This window comes from Aeromonas sp. s6 (assembly GCF_040907815.1).
GTDB classification, from domain to species: Bacteria; Pseudomonadota; Gammaproteobacteria; order Enterobacterales; family Aeromonadaceae; genus Aeromonas; species Aeromonas caviae.
Genome location: NZ_JBFOCN010000052.1, coordinates 21,470 through 41,032, shown reverse-complemented (window position 1 = coordinate 41,032; position 19,563 = coordinate 21,470). Strand labels below are relative to the sequence as shown.

Genomic DNA, 19,563 nt, shown 5'->3' with positions numbered 1-19,563 from the left:
CGGGCCGGGTAAAGAGCAACCCCGGCGCGCGGCCGGGGTTGAATGTCAAACGTGGTGGATAAAACGCTCGATAGTGTCGTCGGGGCGCAGGGTCAGGACCTCGCAGCCATCCTCGGTCACCAGCAGGGTGTGCTCCCATTGGGCGGAGTCGCCGCCGTCCTTGGTGGTCACGGTCCAGCCATCCTTCGGATTGACCTTGCAGTGGTACTTCTTGCTGTTGACCATGGGCTCGATGGTGAAGCACATGCCCGCTTTCAGCTCCAGCTTGCCGCCGTTGCGGTAGTGCAGGATCTGCGGCTCTTCGTGGAACTCGGCACCGATGCCATGGCCGCAGTAGTCGCGTACCACGGAGAAGCCGGCCTGCTCGACGATGGGCTGGATGACGGCGCCGATCTCGGTGATGCACATGCCCGGGCGCACCCGCTTGATGGCGGCATAGAGGCTATCCTGGGCCACCTTGCAGAGCTGGCGGCGCAGGGGGGTGGTCTGGCCCACGATGAACATGGCGGAGGTATCGCCGTGATAACCATCCTTGATGACGGTGATGTCCAGATTGATGATGTCCCCTTCCCGCAGCTTCTTGTGGTTCGGGATGCCATGGCAGATGACATCGTTCACCGAGGTGCAGATGGACTTGGGGAAGCCGTGGTAATTGAGCGGCGCGGGGATGGCCTGCTGCACGTCGACGATGTAGTCGTGGCAGAGGGTATTCAGTTCGTCTGTGGTGACGCCCGCCTTGACGTGGGGGGCGATCATGACCAGCACGTCGGCGGCCAGCTGGCCGGCGACACGCATTTTTTCAATCTCTTCCGGTGTCTTGATTTTAATGGACATGGGATCTCTCTTGGGGCCTGATTGCGCATCCTGCCGATGCCCAACAACCAGGTAATGAAAAATAGATGCGTTTGCAATCAGGGCGAAATTTTATCCCCAACCCCCGTTTACTTCCAGTGTGATCGTCATCGCAACGTCATCAGGCGGTCGCACCATGGTCCGGGATCCATTTTTAGCACCCGGGCTGGTGGTGTCATGACCAAAGTTATGGTATAAAGCGCGCCGGAATGGGGAACTCGTGTCCTCATACCATCACCCTTACTCAACAACACACACACATCGACACATATGCCGGGGTGCCTTAACGGGTCGGTTATATGGGATGTGTGGAGGCCTAACCCCAATACAGAGGTATAAAATGGCTAAAGTTTCTATGCGCGACATGCTGCAAGCCGGCGTTCACTTCGGTCACCAGACTCGTTACTGGAACCCGAAAATGAAGTCCTACATCTTCGGCGCCCGCAGCAAAGTTCACATCATCAACCTGGAAAAAACCGTTCCGATGTTTGACGATGCCATGAACTTCATCAGCTCCGTAGCTGCCAAGAAAGGCAAGGTACTGTTCGTAGGTACCAAGCGTGCCGCGTCTGAAGCCGTCAAAGAAGCCGCTGAGCGTTGCGACCAGTTCTATGTTAACCACCGCTGGCTGGGCGGCATGCTGACCAACTGGAAAACCGTTCGTCAGTCCATCAAGCGCCTGAAAGATCTGGAAACCCAGAGCGAAGACGGTACCTTCGACAAGCTGACCAAGAAAGAGGCGCTGATGCGTACTCGCGAAATGGAAAAGCTGGAGAAGAGCCTGGGTGGTATCAAGAACATGGGCGGCCTGCCTGACGTTCTGTTCGTTGTCGATGCCGACCACGAGCACATCGCTATCAAAGAAGCCAACAACCTGGGTATCCCGGTAGTTTCCATCGTTGATACCAACTCCAACCCGGACGGCGTTGACTATGTCATCCCGGGTAACGACGACGCTATCCGTGCCGTACAGCTGTACCTGAACGCTGCTGCTGACACCGTTCTGGAAGCCCGCGAGCAGGACATCGTTGTTCAAGCCGAACAAGATGGCTTCGTTGAAGCTGAGTAATTGATAAGGACTGAAAAGCCCTTATTAACCAAGCTGATGTAATTGGTTAGCAGGGGCCCTTGTGGCCCCTGTTTCTTGTCAATTCAAGACCGAGGATACTGGACATGGCAAACATTTCTGCCGCCCTGGTAAAAGAACTGCGCGAGCGCACCGCCGCTGGCATGATGGATTGCAAAAAAGCGCTGGAAGAAGCCAACGGTGATATCGAGCTGGCTATCGAGAACATGCGTAAATCCGGTCAGGCCAAGGCCGCCAAGAAAGCTGGCCGTATCGCCGCTGAAGGTGTGATCTTCGCCCGTACCGAAGGCAACGTTGCCGTCATGATCGAGCTGAACTGCGAGACTGACTTCGTTTCCAAGGATGCCGGTTTCCTGGCCATGGGTCAGAAGATCGTCGAGATCGCTGCCACCCAGAAAATCGCTGACGTTGACGCGCTGAAAGCCGCCGACTTCGGCAACGGCGAGTCCGTCGAGCTGACCATCACCAACCTGATCGCCAAGATCGGTGAGAACATGAACCTGCGTCGCGTGATGCTGGTTGAAGGTGACAACCTGGGCACCTACGTTCACGGCTCCCGCATCGGTGTTATCACCAAGCTGGTTGGCGGTACCGACGAGCTGGCCAAAGATCTGGCCATGCACGTTGCTGCCAACAGCCCGCAATTCGTCAAACCGGAAGACGTGTCTGCCGAAGTCGTTGCCAAAGAGCGCGAAATCCAGATCGACATCGCCATCAACTCCGGCAAGCCGAAAGAGATCGCCGAGAAGATGGTTGAAGGCCGCATGAAGAAGTTCACCGGTGAGGTTTCCCTGACTGGTCAACCGTTCGTGAAAGATCCTTCCATGACCGTTGCCGAGCTGCTGAAGAAAGAAGGCGCTGACGTTGTTTCCTTCACCCGTTTCGAAGTGGGCGAAGGCATCGAGAAGCAAGAGACCGACTTCGCTGCTGAAGTAGCAGCCCAGATCGCGGCCGCTCAGAAGGCCTAATCGAACCGGTTTTTCCGTTTCCCCAGACCGCGACTTATGTCGCGGTCTTTATATGACCAGGAATCAGTGACATGAGTACCAATCCCAAGCCTGCATACAGACGTGTTCTTCTGAAGTTGAGTGGTGAAGCCCTGCAAGGATCCGAGGGTTTCGGCATTGATCCGGCGGTGCTGGAACGGATGGCCCAAGAGATCAAAGAGCTGGTTGAGCTGGGTGTTCAGGTCGGTCTGGTCATCGGTGGCGGCAACCTGTTCCGTGGTGCCGGCCTTGCCAAGGCAGGCATGAATCGCGTGGTGGGTGACCACATGGGCATGCTGGCGACCGTCATGAACGGCCTGGCCATGCGTGATGCCCTGCATCGTGCTTATGTGAATGCCCGCCTGATGTCGGCCATCTCCCTGCAAGGGGTCTGCGACTCCTACAGCTGGGCCGAAGCCATCAGCCAGCTGCGCGCCGGCAAGGTGGTGATCTTCTCTGCCGGTACCGGCAACCCCTTCTTTACCACCGACTCGGCAGCCTGCCTGCGCGGTATCGAGATCGAAGCCGACGTCGTGCTGAAAGCCACCAAGGTCGATGGCGTGTTCACCGATGACCCGGTCAAGAACCCGGATGCCGTGCTCTATCAGGAACTGAGTTATGATGAAGTTCTTGAAAAAGAACTCAAAGTGATGGATCTTGCTGCTTTTACCCTGGCCCGCGACCACGATCTGCCGATCCGGGTGTTCAACATGAACAAACCGGGCGCGCTGCGCCGCGTGATCATGGGTGAGCCGGAAGGTACCCTGATCCACCAGGCCAGCAAGTAAGGCAAGTGTGAGCCCTAGGCTCGCTTGTCCATTACGCCAGTCAACAAGATAGATACGAGCCGCCCGTCGGCTCGTTCGCCAAAAGGAAAACCACTGTGATCAACGAGATTAAAAACGACGCCAAGGACCGCATGGGCAAAAGCGTAGAGTCGCTGAAGACCCAGATGTCCAAGATCCGTACCGGCCGTGCTCACCCGAGCCTGCTCGACGGCATCCAGGTGGAGTATTACGGTGCTGCCACTCCTCTGAAGCAGTTGGCCAACGTGGTGGCAGAAGATGCCCGTACTCTCTCCATCTCCATCTTCGATCGCTCCATGATCCAGGCGGTGGAAAAAGCCATCCTGACCTCCGATCTGGGCCTGAACCCGTCCAGCAACGGCCAGACTCTGCGCGTGCCGCTGCCGCCGCTGACCGAAGAGCGTCGCCGTGATCTGACCAAGATCGTCCGTGCCGAAGCCGAAGGTGCCCGGGTTGCCATTCGCAACATCCGTCGCGATGCCAACGCCGACCTGAAAGCCCTGCTGAAAGAGAAAGAGATCTCCGAAGACGACGACCGTCGCGCCCAGGAAGAGATCCAGAAGCTGACCGATACCTTCATCAAGCTGGTGGATGACGCCCTGGTTGTGAAGGAAAAGGAGCTAATGGAAATCTAAGCCTCCGACAGGTATATTACGAGCGCCGTGTAGTGCCCCTGCACGGCGCTTTTGTCTTTGTGGGAGAAATGAATGTCGCTTTTGGCAGCGCTAGGCGATAGCGCCAGCTCGTCCTTGCCCCGTCACGTCGCCATCATCATGGATGGCAATGGTCGCTGGGCCCAGAACCGCGGCAAGATGCGGGTTTCCGGGCACAAGGCGGGCGTGAAATCCGTGCGTGAGGCCGTGGCCTTTGCCGCCCGTGCCAAGATGGAGGCGCTGACCCTGTTTGCGTTTTCCAGCGAGAACTGGCGCCGTCCGGAAGGGGAAGTCAACGCCCTGATGGAGTTGTTCATGACGGTGCTGGGTCGCGAGGTGAGCAAGTTGCACAGCAACGGCATTCGCCTTCGGGTGATTGGCGACACTGCCCGCTTCAGCGAGCGGCTGCAGGCCAAGATCGCCAAGGCCGAGGCCCTGACCGCCAACAATCAGGGATTGACCCTCAATATCGCCGCCAACTATGGCGGTCAGTGGGACATCGCCCAGGCGGCCCGGACCCTGGCACGGGCCGTGGCGGCGGGTGAACTGGATGCCGAGGCGGTCGATGAGGCGGCATTGGGTCGTCATGTCTGCATGGCTGATCTGCCCCCCGTGGATCTGTTGATCCGCACTGGCGGGGATCATCGCATCAGCAACTTTGTCCTGTGGCAGCTCGCCTATGCCGAACTCTATTTTACCCCGGTCCTGTGGCCCGATTTTGACGAGGCCGAGTTCAGTGGGGCAGTTGCCTCCTTCGTTGCTCGCGAGCGTCGCTTCGGGTGTACGGGTGAACAGATCCGGGAATTGATCGCCGCGCAACAGACCGGCTAAACCCCGCTCCCAAGAGAGAGGTTTCTTTTGCTAAAACAACGAATTATTACCGCATTACTGTTAGTACCCCTAGTGTTGGGGGCGCTGTTTTTTCTGCCGTTGAAATTCTTTGCCCTGCTCGCCGCCCTGGTCTTTCTGCTGGCCAGCCGTGAGTGGAGTGCCTTCGTCACTGCCCAGCCGCAACAGTGGTTGCCGCTGGTGTTCTGTCTGCTGCTGGGGGCCAGCCTGTTTTGGGTGCCCGTGGAGCAACTCTGGATCCCCCAACTGCATCCGCTGGTGATGGGCGTGCTCTGGACCGCTGTCAGCTGGTGGCTGCTGGGGCTGGTGCTGGTGCTGCGCTACCCGCAAAGCGCCAGGCTGTGGCGTGAATCCATCTGGCTCAAATCCCTGTTCGGTCTGGTGACCCTGGTTCCCTTCTTCTGGTCCCTGGTGGCCATTCGCGGTTACAACTTCTACCACGACCCCATGATGGGAGCCTGGATCCTGCTGTTCGTGATGGGACTGGTCTGGGCGGCAGATTCTGGCGCGTATTTTTTCGGCAAGGCGTTCGGCAAACACAAGCTGGCACCGGCCGTGAGCCCGGGTAAAACCATCGAAGGCATGCTGGGTGGGCTGTTTACCGCCAGCCTGCTGGCCATCGGCGTGACCTGGTTCATGGGCTTCGTGCCTGCCAAGATGGGCACCGTGCTGCTCTGTTCTCTGCTGGCGGTGCTGGCCTCCGTGCTCGGCGATCTGGCCGAGAGCATGTTCAAGCGGGAAGCCGGCATCAAGGATTCCGGCACCCTGTTGCCGGGCCATGGGGGCATTCTCGATCGCATCGACAGCCTGACGGCGGCGCTGCCCGTCTTCCTGCTCAGCTACCTGTTGCTCGGTCCGGAGTTTTGATGTTTCGCGCACTGATGATCCCGGGAGCGTCCCGCTCCATCAGTCTGTTACCCAATCAGGAGTCTTGATGCAAAACCTGGTGATCCTGGGAGCGTCAGGCTCCATCGGTCAGAGCACCCTCAAGGTACTGCGCCACAACCCCGGGCGCTGGCAGGTGCTGGCGCTGACCGCTGCACGCAGCGTGGACGCCATGCTGCGCGACTGTCTCGAATTCTCCCCCCGGTTCGCCGTCATGGTGGACGAAGGCGCCGCCAGCGAGCTGGCGGGTCGGCTCAAGGCTCACGGCAGCACCACTCGGGTGTTGTCCGGTCAGGCAGCCCTGTGCGACGTGGCTGCTCACCCCGATGCCCACAGCGTGATGGCGGCCATTGTCGGTGCGGCGGGTCTGGCACCCACCATGGCTGCCGTGCGCGCCGGCAAGCGCATTCTGCTGGCCAACAAGGAGGCGCTGGTGATGTCCGGAGCCTTCTTCATGGAGGCGGTGCGAGAGCACGGCGCCGAGCTGCTGCCCATCGACAGCGAACACAACGCCATCTTCCAGTGCCTGCCGGTCGACGTGCAGCGCCAGCCCGGTTTCTGCGATCTGGCCGGGGCGGGGATCAGCAAGATCCTGCTGACCGGCTCCGGCGGACCTTTCCGCTATGCCGATGTGGGTGAATTGCACCATGTCACCCCGGCGCAAGCCATTGCCCATCCCAACTGGTCCATGGGGGCCAAGATCTCGGTGGACTCCGCCACCATGATGAACAAGGGGTTGGAGTACATCGAGGCGCGCTGGCTGTTCAATGCGGCCCCCGAGCAGATCCAGGTGGTGATCCACCCCCAGTCCGTCATTCACTCCATGGTGCAGTACAAGGATGGCTCCGTGCTGGCCCAGCTCGGCAACCCGGACATGTGCACCCCCATTGCCCACGCTCTGGCCTATCCGGAACGGATCGAGTCCGGTGTGGAACCTTTGGATTTCTTCAGTGTCGGAGAGTTCAGCTTTATCCGGCCCGACTATGAGCGCTATCCCTGTCTGGCGCTGGCCATGAGCGCGTGCCAGCAGGGGCAGGGGGCGACCACCTCCCTCAATGCCGCCAACGAGGAGGCCGTCGCGGCTTTTCTTGCAGAGCGGATCGGATTTATGGATATTGCCAGAGTCAACGAATCCGTCATGGCCGAGCTGGGCAGTAGTGCTGCCGGCTCTCTGGCGGATCTCATCGCCCTGGACGGTACGGCCCGAGCCCGTGCCCAGCAACTGATAAAGGAGCTTGCCGTATGAACGGACTGTGGTGGCAGCCAGCCCCTCTCCATGCTCTCGAGCGCAGGACTGGACATGACCGCGAGGTACGCGGCTGATGGGCGGGGTTCTGTGGAATATCGGCGCCTTCATCGTGGCCCTCGGGCTGCTGGTGGCGGTGCATGAATTTGGCCACTTCTGGGTGGCTCGTCGTTGCGGCGTCAAGGTGGAGCGCTTCTCCATCGGCTTTGGCAAGGCCATCTGGCGTCGCCTTGGCAAGGATGGCACCGAATACGTGCTGGCCCTGATCCCCCTTGGCGGTTACGTCAAGATGCTGGATGGCCGGGTCGACGAACTCAAGCCGGGGGAGGAGGCGCAGGCCTTCAACCACAAGAGCGTCTGGGCCCGGATGGCCATCGTCGCGGCCGGCCCCATGGCGAACTTCGTGTTCGCCCTGTTCGCCTTCTGGCTGATGTTCATGATAGGGGTGCCGAGCGTCAAACCCGTGGTGGGCGAGGTGCGTCCCGCCTCCATCGTGGCAGAGGCCGGCATCCTGCCAGGCATGGAGATCGTCGGCGTCGGCGGCGAGGAGACCGGTGACTGGGAGAGCGTCACCTACGCCCTCATCAGCCACCTTGGCGATGACTCGGTCCAGCTCAAGCTCAAGGCGGCCAACACCAGCTATGCAGTGGACAAGACCCTGCAGCTGGCAGGTTGGAAATTCGATCCGGACAAAGAGTCACCCATCGGGAGCCTCGGGATAGTGCCCCTCGGTGGCAAGGTGCTGCCCGTGGTGGAGGCCGTGGTGCCATCGAGCGCCAGCGAGAAGGCCGGCCTTCAGATAGGGGATCGCATCAAGGGGGTCGATGGAGAGGCCATCACCGAATGGACCCAGTTTGTCGAGCGTGTCCAGCAGTCACCGGCGCAGCCGCTGCAGGTGACGGTGGAGCGCGGGGGCAGCGAGATGACCCTGACCCTGACCCCGGACGGGAAGAAAGTGAAGGGCCAGCTGGTCGGTTTTGTGGGCTTGTCGCCGCAACTGGTTCCATTACCGGATGAGTATCGAACTCTGTTACAGTATGGGCCTTTGCAAGCCCTGTGGCATGGGGTCCAGAAGACCTGGAGCCTGATCACCCTGACCTTCGACATGATAGGCAAGCTGATCGGTGGCATCGTCTCTTTGGACAACCTGAGCGGCCCCATCTCCATCGCCAAGGGGGCCGGCAGCAGCGCCGATTACGGGTTGGTCTATTTCCTCGGATTCCTGGCGCTCATCAGCGTCAACCTGGGGATCATCAACCTGTTCCCCCTGCCGGTGCTCGATGGTGGCCATCTGGTCTATTTCCTCATCGAGGCGATCACCGGCAAGCCGGTATCGGAAAAAATTCAGGAAGTTGGGTTCAGGATAGGCGCCGCCATTCTGATGTTACTGATGGGCATTGCGCTGTTTAATGATTTCGCTCGCCTCTGAGGCCAGAGCATCAACAAGGACACATAAGAACAAAATGGCTGTTAAAAAAGCATTGGTGTTGAGTTGCCTGCTGGGGGCCAGCTTCCTGGCTCAGGCTGCCCCGGCCTCTTTTGTGGTGCAAGACATTCAGGTCGAGGGCCTGCAGCGGGTGACCCTGGGTGCCGCCCTGTTGAATCTGCCGGTGCGTGTCGGTGATTCCGTCGACTCCGTGTCCCTGGCGAACGCCATCAAGAAGCTCTATGCCTCCGGCAACTTCGAGGACGTCAAGGTCTATCGCGAGGGTCAGGTGCTGCAAGTGGTGGTCAAGGAGCGCCCGACCATCTCCAGCATCGAGTTCTCCGGCAACAAGGACATCAAGGAAGAGCAACTGACCCAGAGCCTGGAATCCTCCGGGATCCGCGTGGGTGATCCGCTGGATCGCACCGTGCTGAGCTCCCTCGAGAAAGGGCTGGAAGATTTCTACTACGGCGTGGGCAAGTACTCCGCCAAGGTCAAGGCCATCGTCACCCCGCTGCCGCGCAACCGAGTCGACCTCAAGTTCACCTTCGTGGAAGGGGAAGCGGCCAAGATCCAGCAGATCAACATCGTCGGCAACAACGTCTTCCCGGAAGAGAAGCTGCTGGCCCAGCTCTCCCTCAAGGACGACGTGCCCTGGTGGAACTTCACAGGCGATCAGCGCTACCAGAAGCAGAAGCTGGCCGGTGACATCGAAGTGCTGCGCTCCTACTACATGGACCGCGGCTACATCCGCTTCACCCAGGAGTCCACCCAGGTCTCCATGACCCCGGACAAGAAGGGGGTCTATGTCACCCTCAACGTCAAGGAAGGGGAGCAGTACAAGGTTTCCGGCATCCAGCTCAAGGGCGACCTCATCGACCGCGGCGGCGAGATGAAGGGCCTCATCCCCATCGAGGCGGGCAGCGTCTACTCCGCCAGTCAGGTGACCCATACCGAAGAGGTGCTCTCCAAGTTCCTCGGCCGTTACGGCTACGCCTATCCGAAAGTGGTCACCTTCCCCCAGATCAACGACCAGACCAAGGAAGTGGAGCTCATCGTCAACGTTGAGCCGGGTCCCCGGGTCTATGTGCGCAACATCAACTTCAGCGGCAACGTCACCACCAAGGACGAAGTGCTGCGTCGCGAGATGCGCCAGATGGAGGGCACCTGGCTCTCCTCCGACAACGTCGAGCAGTCCAAGACCCGTCTCAACCGCCTCGGCTTCTTCGAGACCGCGGAAGTGGACACCAAGCGGGTGCCGGGCAGCGATGACCAGGTCGATCTGGACTTCAAGGTCAAGGAGCAGCCGGCGGGGTCCATCAACGCCGGTATCGGCTACGGCACCGAGTCGGGTCTGAGCCTGCAGGCGGGTCTGCAGCAGGACAACTTCATGGGGACCGGCAAGAAGATCGGCATCAACGCCAGCACCAACGACTACTCCAAGAGCGTCGACCTGAGCTATAACGACCCCTACTTCACCGTGGACGGGGTGAGCCTGGGCGGCCGTCTCTACTACAACAAGTTCAGTGCGGCCGACGCCAACATCGTGGACTACGAGAACACCACCGTCGGTTTCCGTCTCTCCAGCGGCTTCCCGGTCAACGAGAACAACCGTCTCGACTTCAGCCTGGGCTACGAAAACAACAAACTGTCCCAGCCCAACCCCTATGTACAGGTGGACGAGTTCTGGAAGGTCTACAACGGCAATCTGGATGGCGACAACCGCATGGTGTTCAACACCGTGGACGTCACCGCCGGCTGGACCCGCTCCACCCTCAACAAGGGTCAGTTCCCGACCTCCGGTGACCGCCAGCGGGTGAACGCCAAGGTGACGGTGCCCGGCATGGATCTGCAGTACTTCAAGCTCAACGCAGAAGATGCCCACTACTTCCCGTTTGATGCCGATCACAAATGGGTCATGCTGGCCAAGGCCCGTGCCTCCTACGGCGATGGCTACGGCACCAATGGCGATTACGAGCACGTCCTGCCGTTCTTCGAGAACTACTACGCCGGTGGTTTCGATACCCTGCGCGGTTTCAAGAGCAACACAGTCGGTCCGAAGGCGCTCTACTACTACAACCTGAGTGGTAACGACGTCATCCAGGGCACTGACAGCTCGGTCGGGGGCAACGCCCTGGCGGTGGCCTCGCTGGAAATGATCGTGCCGACGCCCTTTGCCTCCGAGACCTATCAGCCCCAGCTGCGGACCAGTTTCTTCATCGACGCCGGTTCCGTGTGGGATACCCACTTCGACTACAGCCAGTATCAGAACCGTTGCTTCAGTGGTTGCAACTATCTGATGGACTACTCCGACCCGAGCAACATCCGGATGTCGACCGGCCTGTCGCTGCAGTGGCTCTCTCCCATGGGCCCGCTGGTGTTCGTGCTGGCAAGACCAATCAAGAAATACGAAGGGGACGACACCCAAGTCTTCTCCTTCAACATCGGCCGTACCTTCTAAGGGGAGCGGACGCCCCCCCGCCATGGCGGGGGGAAGCATGATGGGTCGCGCGTTTGCGTGCCTCACCAGGTAACAAGACGATCTCGTGGATCGCTTGCACAATCAGGTAAATCAGGTAGCCCTCGACCGAGGGACCAAGGAGTAAGTGTGAATAAAGCGTTGAAAGTAGCTGGTTTGAGCTTTGCACTGATGGCTGCCGGCATGGGTTCTGCCTTCGCTGAGACCAAGATTGCCGTGGTCGACATGGGCGAAGTCTTCCAAAAGCTGCCCCAGCGTGAAGCCGTTGCCAAGAAGCTGAAGGGCGAGTTCGAGCCGCGCATGCGTGAACTGCAGAAGCTGGAGTCCGACGGTCAGGCACTGGTCGAGAAGTTCAAGAAGGACGAAGCCTTCATGAGCGCCGAACAGAAGAAGCAGAGCCAGGAGAAGCTGGCCAAGCTGCAAATGGAATTCAACCAGAAGCGTCAGGCGTTTGAACAGGACAACGGTCGCCGTCAGTCCGAAGAGCGCAACAAGATCCTGACCAAGGTGCAGGCTGCCATCGACGCCATCGCCAAGAGCAATGGCTACGATCTGGTGCTGGAGCGCAACGCCGCCCCGTATGCAGCCAGCAAGCTGGACATCTCCGGCCAGGTTATTTCTCAGGTTAGCAAGAGCAACTAATTGATGGCATTCACTCTCGCACAGCTGGCCCAGCAACTGGGGGCCGAGGTCCATGGGGATGGGACCCGGGAAATTCGCAAGGTCGCGACACTGGAAAAAGCCGGGGAGGGGGAGATAGCCTTCCTGTCCAACAAGAAGTACCGGCATTTTCTGGAGCAGAGCAAGGCCACTGCCGTGCTCATCACCGAGGCAGACCTGCCGTTTTGCCCCACCAACGCCCTGGTGCTCAAAGACCCCTATGTGGGCTTTGCCCGGGTTGCCCAACTGCTGGACACCACCCCGCAGCCGGCCATGGATATCCATCCGAGCGCCGTCATCGCGGCGGACGTGCAACTGGGCGAGAGAGTGGCCATCGGTGCCAATGCGGTGATCGAATCCGGCGTCGTGCTGGGTGACGATGTGCGCATCGGCCCGGGCTGTTTCGTTGGCAAGGATACCCGACTGGGAGCGCGCTCCCGGTTGTGGGCCAACGTCACCCTCTATCACAACGTGACCCTGGGCACGGACTGTCTGGTACAGGCCGGCACCGTGATCGGGGCAGACGGTTTCGGTTATGCCAACGAGCGCGGCGAGTGGATCAAGATCCCCCAGCTCGGCGGCGTGACCATCGGCAACCGGGTCGAGATCGGTGCCTGCACCACCATCGACCGCGGTGCGCTGGAAGATACCCGCATCGCTGACAACGTCATCATCGACAACCAGTGCCAGATCGCCCACAACGTCGAGATCGGCTACGGCACTGCCGTGGCGGGCTCCACCGTGATGGCCGGTAGTCTCAAGGTCGGCAAATACTGTATCATTGGTGGTGCCTCCGTCTTTAACGGGCACATGGAGATCTGCGACCAGGCCACCGTCACCGGCATGGCCATGGTGATGCGTCCCATCACCGAGCCCGGTATCTACTCTTCCGGCATCCCCCTGCAAACCAATAAAGAGTGGCGCAAGACCGCCGCCCGGGTGATGCGTATCGAAGAGATGCACAAGCGGTTGAGCAAGCTTGAGAAAAAGCTGGATCAAGAATAATCACGATTGGTATAGGGTACTGTTTTGACTACTGAAAAGAAGAGCCTGGGCATCCAGGAAATCATGGATCTGCTGCCCCACCGTTATCCGTTCCTGATGGTGGACAAGGTGGAAAACTACGAGATCAGCGATGAGCGCAAGACCCTGCGCGCCATCAAGAACGTCTCGTTCAACGAGCCGATCTTCCAGGGCCACTTCCCGGCCAAGCCGGTCTTCCCCGGCGTGCTGATCCTGGAAGCCATGGCCCAGGCCACCGGTATCCTGGCCTTCACCATGGTGGGCAAGCCGTCCCCCAACGAGCTCTATTACTTTGCCTCCATCGACAATGCCCGCTTCAAGCGCCCGGTGGGCCCCGGCGATCAGCTGGTGCTGGATGTGGAGTTCCTGAAGGAGCGTCGCGGCATCGCCAAGTTCACCGGTGTCGCCACCGTCGACGGTGAAGTGGTCTGTACTGCCGAACTGATGTGCGCCAAGCGCGAGGTATAACCGTGATCGATCAGACTGCCATCATCCACGACACCGCCATCGTCCATGAGTCTGCCGTCATCGGCAAAGGGGTTGAAATCGGCCCCTTCACCGTCATCGGTGCCGAGGTGGAAATCGGTGACAACACCTGGGTGAGCTCCCACGTGGTGATCAAGGGCCCGACCAAGATCGGTCGCGGCAACAAGATCTTCCAGCACACCTCCATCGGTGAGGATTGCCAGGACAAGAAGTACGCCGGCGAGCGCACCTTCCTCGAGATCGGCGACAACAACGTGTTTCGCGAGAACTGCACCGTGCACCGCGGCACCACCCAGGACCAGAGCCTGACCAAGGTGGGTAGCGGCAACCTGTTCATGGTCAACGTTCACGTTGCCCACGACTGCATCATCGGTGACAACTGCATCTTCGCCAACAACGCCACCCTGGCGGGCCATGTGCACATCGGTGACTTCGTGATCTTCGGCGGTCTGTCTGCCATTCACCAGTTCGGCCGCGTCGGCTCCCACGCCTTCGTCGGCGGCTGCGCTGCCCTGAACAAGGACGTGCCGCCCTACGTGATGGCTGCCGGCAACTACGCCAAGCCGTTCGGGGTCAACTCCGAAGGCCTGCGTCGTCGTGGCTTCAGCGCCGAGGCGATCTCTGCCGTCAAGCGCGCCTACAAGGAGATCTTCCGCTCCGGCAAGACCATTGAAGAGGTGATGCCCGTGCTGAGCGAGATGGCCCAGAGCGAACCTGCCATCCAGCTCTATGTGGATTTCCTCAAGGACAACGAGCGCGGGATCATCCGTGCCTGATCCCATTCGCATCGGCATCGTCGCCGGAGAGACCTCCGGCGACATCCTGGCCGCAGGGCTGGTGCGCGAACTGCAAGCCCGCTACCCGGATGCGCAGTTCGAAGGGATCGCCGGGCCGCGGATGCAGGCTCTCGGCGTGAAGGCGCTGTTCGAGATGGAGGAGCTCTCCGTCATGGGCATCACCGAGGTGCTGGGCCGTCTGCCCCGCATCCTCCAGGTGCGCCGCGAACTGCTGCGCCACTTCATCGCCAATCCCCCCGACATTTTCGTCGGTGTGGATGCACCGGATTTCAATATCGGGGTGGAGCTGAAACTGCGCCGCGCCGGTATCAAGACGGTCCACTATGTCAGTCCCTCCGTCTGGGCCTGGCGTCAGGGCCGCATTCACAAGATCAAGGCGGCCACCGACATGGTGCTCGCCTTCCTGCCGTTCGAGAAAGCCTTCTACGACCGTTTCGATGCCCCCTGTCGCTTCGTCGGCCACACCATGGCGGACGACATTCCGCTGGTCCCGGATCAAGGGGCGGTGCGCGAGGCCCTCGGCATCGATCCCGCCCGTCGCTGGCTGGCGGTACTGCCGGGGAGTCGCACGGCGGAAGTGGGCTTCATGGCGCCGGTCTTCCTCGAGGCGTGCAAGCACCTGACGGTGCACAACCCGGATCTCGGTTTCATCGTGCCTCTGGTCAACCAGAAACGGCGCGAGCAGTTCCTCGCCATCAAGGCCGAGGTGGCCCCGGAGCTCGACATGGTGCTGCTGGACGGCCAGGGCCGCGAGGCCATGATTGCCGCCGATGTGGTGATGCTCGCCTCCGGCACCGCGGCCCTCGAGGCCATGCTGGTGAAAAAGCCCATGGTGGTCGGTTACAAGCTCAAACCCTTCAGCTACTTGCTGGCCCAGTGGCTGGTGAAGACGGATTATGTCTCCCTGCCGAACCTGCTGGCGGACAAGATGCTGGTGCCCGAGCTCATCCAGCACGAGTGCACCCCGGCCAACCTGGTGGAAGAGGTGAGCAAGCTGCTGGACCATGACAACAGCGAGCTCATCACCACCTTCACCCGGTTGCACGAGAAGATCCGCTGCAATGCGGATGTGCAGGCAGCGGAAGCGGTTGCCGCGCTGCTGGAGCGTTAGTGGGCTCTGCCTGTGTGTCAGGCGTGATGTTGTGCTGATACTGGCCCTGCGGGGCCGGTTTTGATTCAAGGCTATGAGATGACGATCGATATTCCCGAAGACAAGCTGATTGCCGGGGTGGACGAGGTGGGTCGCGGCCCCCTGGTGGGTGACGTGGTCACCGCCGCGGTGATCCTGGATCCTGCCAATCCCATCCTTGGCCTCGCCGATTCCAAGAAACTCTCCGAGAAGAAGCGGCTCGCCCTGTTTGGCGAGATCAAAGAGAAGGCGCTGGCCTATGCCATCGGCCGCGCCAGCCCGGCGGAAATCGACGAGCTCAACATCCTGCACGCCACCATGCTGGCGATGCAGCGCGCCGTGGCGGGGCTCAAGGTGACGCCCGAGCTGGTCTTCATCGACGGCAACCGCTGCCCCAGATTGCCGATGGAGGTCCGCGCCGTGGTCAAGGGGGACAGCCTGGTGGCCGCCATCAGCGCCGCCTCCATCCTCGCCAAGGTGACCCGGGACGCCGAGATGACCGAGCTGGACAGCCGCCATCCCGAGTACGGTTTCGCCCGCCACAAGGGCTACCCGACGGCGGAGCACCTCGCCATTCTGGCCGAACGGGGCCCGCTGCCCGAATACCGTCAGAGCTTCAAGCCGGTGCGCCGCGCCCTGGGGATCGAATAACCGATGCCGATCTGTCTGAACGATTTCTGCTTGCGCAATGAGAGGGCGTGACCATGGCTGATCCCCGTTTCATCCACCTGAGGGTGCATTCCGACTTCTCCATGGTCGACGGCCTGCAGAAGATCGGTCCCATCGTCTCCGCAGCCGCCGCCAACAACATGCCGGCCCTGGCCCTGACGGACCAGATGAACATGTGCGGCCTGGTGCGCTTCTACGGCTCTGCCCACGGCAAGGGGATCAAGCCCCTGGTCGGGGCGGATTTCTGGGTGCAGAGCGACGAGCTTGGGGACGAGCAGTTTCGCCTCACCCTGCTCGCCATGGACAACGACGGCTACCAGAACATCACCCTGCTCATCTCCCGCGGCTATCAGCGCGGCCATGTGCAGGGGCGCCCCGTCATCGACAAGGCCTGGCTTGGCGAACATGCCAAGGGGGTGATCGTCCTCTCCGGCGGGCGCGAGGGGGATGTGGGCAAGTTCCTGCTCAAGGGCAACCGCCAGATGGTGGAGCATTGCCTCGCCTTCTACCAGACCCACTTCCCGGATGCCTACTACCTGGAGCTGCTGCGTACCGGCCGCCCGGACGAGGAGGTCTACCTCCACATGGCGGTGGCCATTGCCACCGAGTTCGAACTGCCGGTGGTTGCCACCAACGAGGTGGTGTTCCTCACCGCCGATGACTTCGATGCCCACGAGATCCGGGTCGCCATCCACGACGGCTATACCCTGATGGACAAGCGCCGACCGCGCCGCTACAGCCCCCAGCAGTACCTGCGCAGTCAGGAGGAGATGGCGGAGCTGTTTGCCGACATCCCGGAAGCCCTGGAAAACACGGTGGAGATCGCCAAGCGCTGCAACGTGACGGTGCGCCTTGGCGAGTATTTCCTGCCCAATTTCCCCACCGGCGACATGACCACCGAAGACTTCCTGGTCATGAAGTCGAAGGAAGGGCTGGAGGAGCGGCTGGCCTTCCTGTTCCCGGATCCGGCGGTGCGGGCCGAGCGTCGTCCCGAGTATGACGAGCGTCTCGACATCGAGCTCAAAGTGATCAACCAGATGGGCTTCCCGGGTTACTTCCTCATCGTGATGGAGTTTATCCAGTGGTCCAAGGACAACGGCATTCCCGTCGGTCCGGGCCGGGGCTCGGGGGCGGGGTCGCTTGTGGCCTACGCCCTCAAGATCACCGATCTCGATCCGCTGGAATTTGACCTGCTGTTCGAACGTTTCTTGAACCCCGAGCGGGTCTCCATGCCCGACTTCGACGTCGACTTCTGCATGGACAGGCGCGACGAGGTGATCGATCACGTCTCCGAGATGTACGGTCGGGAGGCGGTATCCCAGATCATCACCTTCGGCAGCATGGCGGCCAAGGCGGTGGTACGGGACGTAGGCCGGGTGCTGGGCCACGCCTACGGCTTTGTCGATCGCATCTCCAAGCTGATCCCGCCCGACCCCGGCATGACCCTGGCCAAGGCGTTCGAAGCCGAGCCCAAGTTGCCGGAGCTCTACGAGCAGGACGAGGAGGTCAAGGACCTCATCGACATGGCGCGCCGCCTGGAAGGGGTGGTGCGCAACGCCGGCAAGCACGCCGGTGGCGTGGTGATCGCGCCTACCAAGATCACCGACTTTGCGCCGCTCTATTGCGACGACGAGGGGCATCACCCGGTCACCCAGTTCGACAAGAACGACGTGGAGTATGCCGGGCTGGTGAAGTTCGACTTCCTGGGTCTGCGCACGCTCACCATCATCGACTGGGCCCTTGGCATGATAAACCCGCGCCTTGCCAAAGAGGGCAAGCCGCCGGTGGACATCGCCGCCATCCCCATCGACGACAAGAAGTCGTTCGCCCTCTTGCAGCGTTTCGAGACCACGGCGGTGTTCCAGCTCGAATCCCGCGGCATGAAGGACCTCATCAAGCGGCTGCAGCCCGACTGCTTCGAAGACATGATCGCGCTGGTGGCCCTGTTCCGTCCGGGCCCGCTTCAGTCGGGCATGGTGGACAACTTCATCGAGCGCAAGCACGGCAAGGAGGCCATCTCCTACCCGGACGAGAAGTGGCAGCACGAGAGCCTCAAACCCATACTCGAGCCCACCTACGGCATCATCCTCTACCAGGAGCAGGTGATGCAGATCGCCCAGACCCTGGCGGGGTATACCCTGGGTGGCGCGGACATGCTGCGTCGGGCCATGGGCAAGAAAAAACCCGAAGAGATGGCCAAGCAGCGGGCGGGCTTCGAGGAGGGGGCGGTCAAGAACGGCGTCGACGGCGAACTGGCGATGAAGATCTTCGATCTGGTGGAGAAGTTTGCGGGCTACGGCTTCAACAAGTCCCACTCCGCTGCCTATGCGCTGGTCTCCTACCAGACCCTCTGGCTCAAGACCCACTTCCCGGCGGAGTTCATGGCGGCGGTGATGACCGCGGACATGGACAACACCGACAAGATAGTGACCCTGGTGGACGAGTGTCAGCGCATGGGGCTGACCGTGATCCCGCCGGACGTCAACACCGGTCGCTACCGCTTCAGTGTCAACGAGGACGGCCACATCGTCTACGGTATCGGCGCGGTGAAGGGAGTAGGGGAAGGGCCCATCGAGGCGATTCTGGACGCGCGGGATCGGGACGGTCCGTTCCGCGACCTGTTCGATTTCTGCAACCGGGTCGACATCAAGAAGCTCAACAAGCGGGTGATGGAGAAGCTCATCCTCTCCGGCGCCATGGACAGGCTCGGCCCCCACCGCGCCGCCCTGATGGCGACCCTGGAGGAGGCGATGCGCGCCGCCGAGCAGCACGCCAAGGCCCAGGCGGTGGGGCAGGTCGACATGTTCGGCGTGCTCACGGAGGAGATAGACGACGTCAAGAAGGCGTTCGCCAACGTGCCGCACTGGCCCGACAAGGTGTGGCTGGAAGGGGAGCGGGAGACCCTCGGGCTCTACCTCACCGGTCACCCCATCAACCAGTACAGCAGCGAGCTGCGGCGCTACACCTCGGGCCGACTGTGCGATCTGCATCCCACCTCCCGGGATACGGTGACCACGGCGGCGGGGTTGGTGATCGCGGCGCGCAGCATGGTGACCAAGCGCGGCAACAAGATGGGGATCTTCACCCTGGACGACAGATCCGGCCGTCTGGATGTGACCCTTTTCAGTGAAGCGCTGGAAAAATACGAAGAATTGATGCAAAAAGACCGTATTTTAGTGGTTTCTGGACAGGTCAGCTTTGATGACTTCTCCGGTGGCCTTAAAATGTCGGCCCGCGAGTTGCTGGATATCAACGATGCGAGGGAGCGTTTTGCCAGGGCAATCCGCATCTCCCTCGATGAACAACGCATTGACGAGCGCTTTTTCCCGCGTTTGTGCGAGATTTTGGAGCCCGCCCGTGCCGGAGTCTGTCCGGTTCAGGTAAACTATCGTCGCCCCGGTTCCCGGGTGCGATTGACGCTCGGTACCGAGTGGCGGGTGACGCCCACCGATCAACTGATAGATGACTTGCGAGTCCTGCTTGGACGAGAGCGGGTTGAATTGGTTTTTGATTAGAGGATCTATTGTCCC

General features: G+C 60.8%; 17 protein-coding genes. 16 read left to right on the top strand and 1 reads right to left on the bottom strand.

Annotated features, from left to right (window positions below; genetic code table 11):
* Nucleotides 1–45: 45 nt before the first annotated feature.
* Nucleotides 46–834, bottom strand: a complete 789-nt coding sequence (map, locus tag AB5Y50_RS07680; protein ID WP_043152303.1) for a type I methionyl aminopeptidase — start codon at nt 832–834, stop codon at nt 46–48.
* Nucleotides 835–1,192: 358 nt separating this feature from the next.
* On the opposite strand from map, the gene rpsB reads away from it, so the two are divergent.
* From rpsB to dnaE, 16 genes are all read left to right on the top strand, one after another.
* Nucleotides 1,193–1,921, top strand: a complete 729-nt coding sequence (gene rpsB / locus AB5Y50_RS07675) for a 30S ribosomal protein S2 (RefSeq protein WP_010673403.1) — start codon at nt 1,193–1,195, stop codon at nt 1,919–1,921.
* A 104-nt stretch (nt 1,922–2,025) separates the two neighbouring features.
* Nucleotides 2,026–2,907: a translation elongation factor Ts gene (tsf, locus tag AB5Y50_RS07670; protein ID WP_010673404.1), complete on the top strand. Its 882-nt coding sequence runs from the start codon at nt 2,026–2,028 to the stop codon at nt 2,905–2,907.
* Between the two features lie 71 nt (nt 2,908–2,978).
* Nucleotides 2,979–3,713 carry a UMP kinase gene (gene pyrH, locus AB5Y50_RS07665; protein WP_010673405.1) on the top strand — a complete coding sequence of 245 codons (735 nt, stop codon included), beginning with the start codon at nt 2,979–2,981 and terminating at the stop codon, nt 3,711–3,713.
* Nucleotides 3,714–3,808: 95 nt separating this feature from the next.
* A complete protein-coding gene (gene frr / locus AB5Y50_RS07660) occupies nt 3,809–4,366 on the top strand; it encodes a ribosome recycling factor (protein ID WP_010673406.1) in 558 nt (185 codons plus the stop codon).
* A 72-nt stretch (nt 4,367–4,438) separates the two neighbouring features.
* Nucleotides 4,439–5,215, top strand: coding sequence for a polyprenyl diphosphate synthase (gene uppS / locus AB5Y50_RS07655; protein WP_039039427.1), 777 nt, complete (start codon nt 4,439–4,441; stop codon nt 5,213–5,215).
* Between the two features lie 27 nt (nt 5,216–5,242).
* The gene (locus AB5Y50_RS07650) at nt 5,243–6,100 is read left to right on the top strand and encodes a phosphatidate cytidylyltransferase (RefSeq protein ID WP_029313939.1); all 858 of its coding nucleotides are present in this window, start codon (nt 5,243–5,245) and stop codon (nt 6,098–6,100) included.
* Nucleotides 6,101–6,167: 67 nt separating this feature from the next.
* Nucleotides 6,168–7,364, top strand: a complete 1,197-nt coding sequence (gene ispC / locus AB5Y50_RS07645; RefSeq protein WP_010673409.1) for a 1-deoxy-D-xylulose-5-phosphate reductoisomerase — start codon at nt 6,168–6,170, stop codon at nt 7,362–7,364.
* Nucleotides 7,365–7,440: 76 nt separating this feature from the next.
* Nucleotides 7,441–8,793: a sigma E protease regulator RseP gene (gene rseP, locus AB5Y50_RS07640; protein ID WP_043152308.1), complete on the top strand. Its 1,353-nt coding sequence runs from the start codon at nt 7,441–7,443 to the stop codon at nt 8,791–8,793.
* Nucleotides 8,794–8,827: 34 nt separating this feature from the next.
* The gene (gene bamA, locus AB5Y50_RS07635; RefSeq protein WP_043152310.1) at nt 8,828–11,251 is read left to right on the top strand and encodes an outer membrane protein assembly factor BamA; all 2,424 of its coding nucleotides are present in this window, start codon (nt 8,828–8,830) and stop codon (nt 11,249–11,251) included.
* A 147-nt stretch (nt 11,252–11,398) separates the two neighbouring features.
* Nucleotides 11,399–11,911, top strand: a complete 513-nt coding sequence (locus AB5Y50_RS07630) for an OmpH family outer membrane protein (RefSeq protein ID WP_029313943.1) — start codon at nt 11,399–11,401, stop codon at nt 11,909–11,911.
* 3 nt (nt 11,912–11,914) lie between these two features.
* On the top strand, nt 11,915–12,934 hold the full coding sequence (gene lpxD, locus AB5Y50_RS07625) for a UDP-3-O-(3-hydroxymyristoyl)glucosamine N-acyltransferase (RefSeq protein ID WP_039039449.1): 1,020 nt from the start codon (nt 11,915–11,917) through the stop codon (nt 12,932–12,934).
* A 24-nt stretch (nt 12,935–12,958) separates the two neighbouring features.
* Nucleotides 12,959–13,420: a 3-hydroxyacyl-ACP dehydratase FabZ gene (fabZ, locus tag AB5Y50_RS07620; protein WP_010673414.1), complete on the top strand. Its 462-nt coding sequence runs from the start codon at nt 12,959–12,961 to the stop codon at nt 13,418–13,420.
* A gap of 2 nt (nt 13,421–13,422) precedes the next feature.
* Nucleotides 13,423–14,214: an acyl-ACP--UDP-N-acetylglucosamine O-acyltransferase gene (gene lpxA / locus AB5Y50_RS07615; RefSeq protein ID WP_080988583.1), complete on the top strand. Its 792-nt coding sequence runs from the start codon at nt 13,423–13,425 to the stop codon at nt 14,212–14,214.
* A complete protein-coding gene (gene lpxB / locus AB5Y50_RS07610) occupies nt 14,207–15,346 on the top strand; it encodes a lipid-A-disaccharide synthase (RefSeq protein WP_010673416.1) in 1,140 nt (379 codons plus the stop codon). Before lpxA ends, lpxB begins: the two co-directional genes overlap by 8 nt.
* Before the next feature lie 78 nt (nt 15,347–15,424).
* Nucleotides 15,425–16,015: a ribonuclease HII gene (gene rnhB, locus AB5Y50_RS07605; RefSeq protein WP_010673417.1), complete on the top strand. Its 591-nt coding sequence runs from the start codon at nt 15,425–15,427 to the stop codon at nt 16,013–16,015.
* A 53-nt stretch (nt 16,016–16,068) separates the two neighbouring features.
* A complete protein-coding gene (gene dnaE, locus AB5Y50_RS07600; RefSeq protein WP_042015569.1) occupies nt 16,069–19,548 on the top strand; it encodes a DNA polymerase III subunit alpha in 3,480 nt (1,159 codons plus the stop codon).
* The last annotated feature ends 15 nt before the right edge of the window (nt 19,549–19,563 follow it).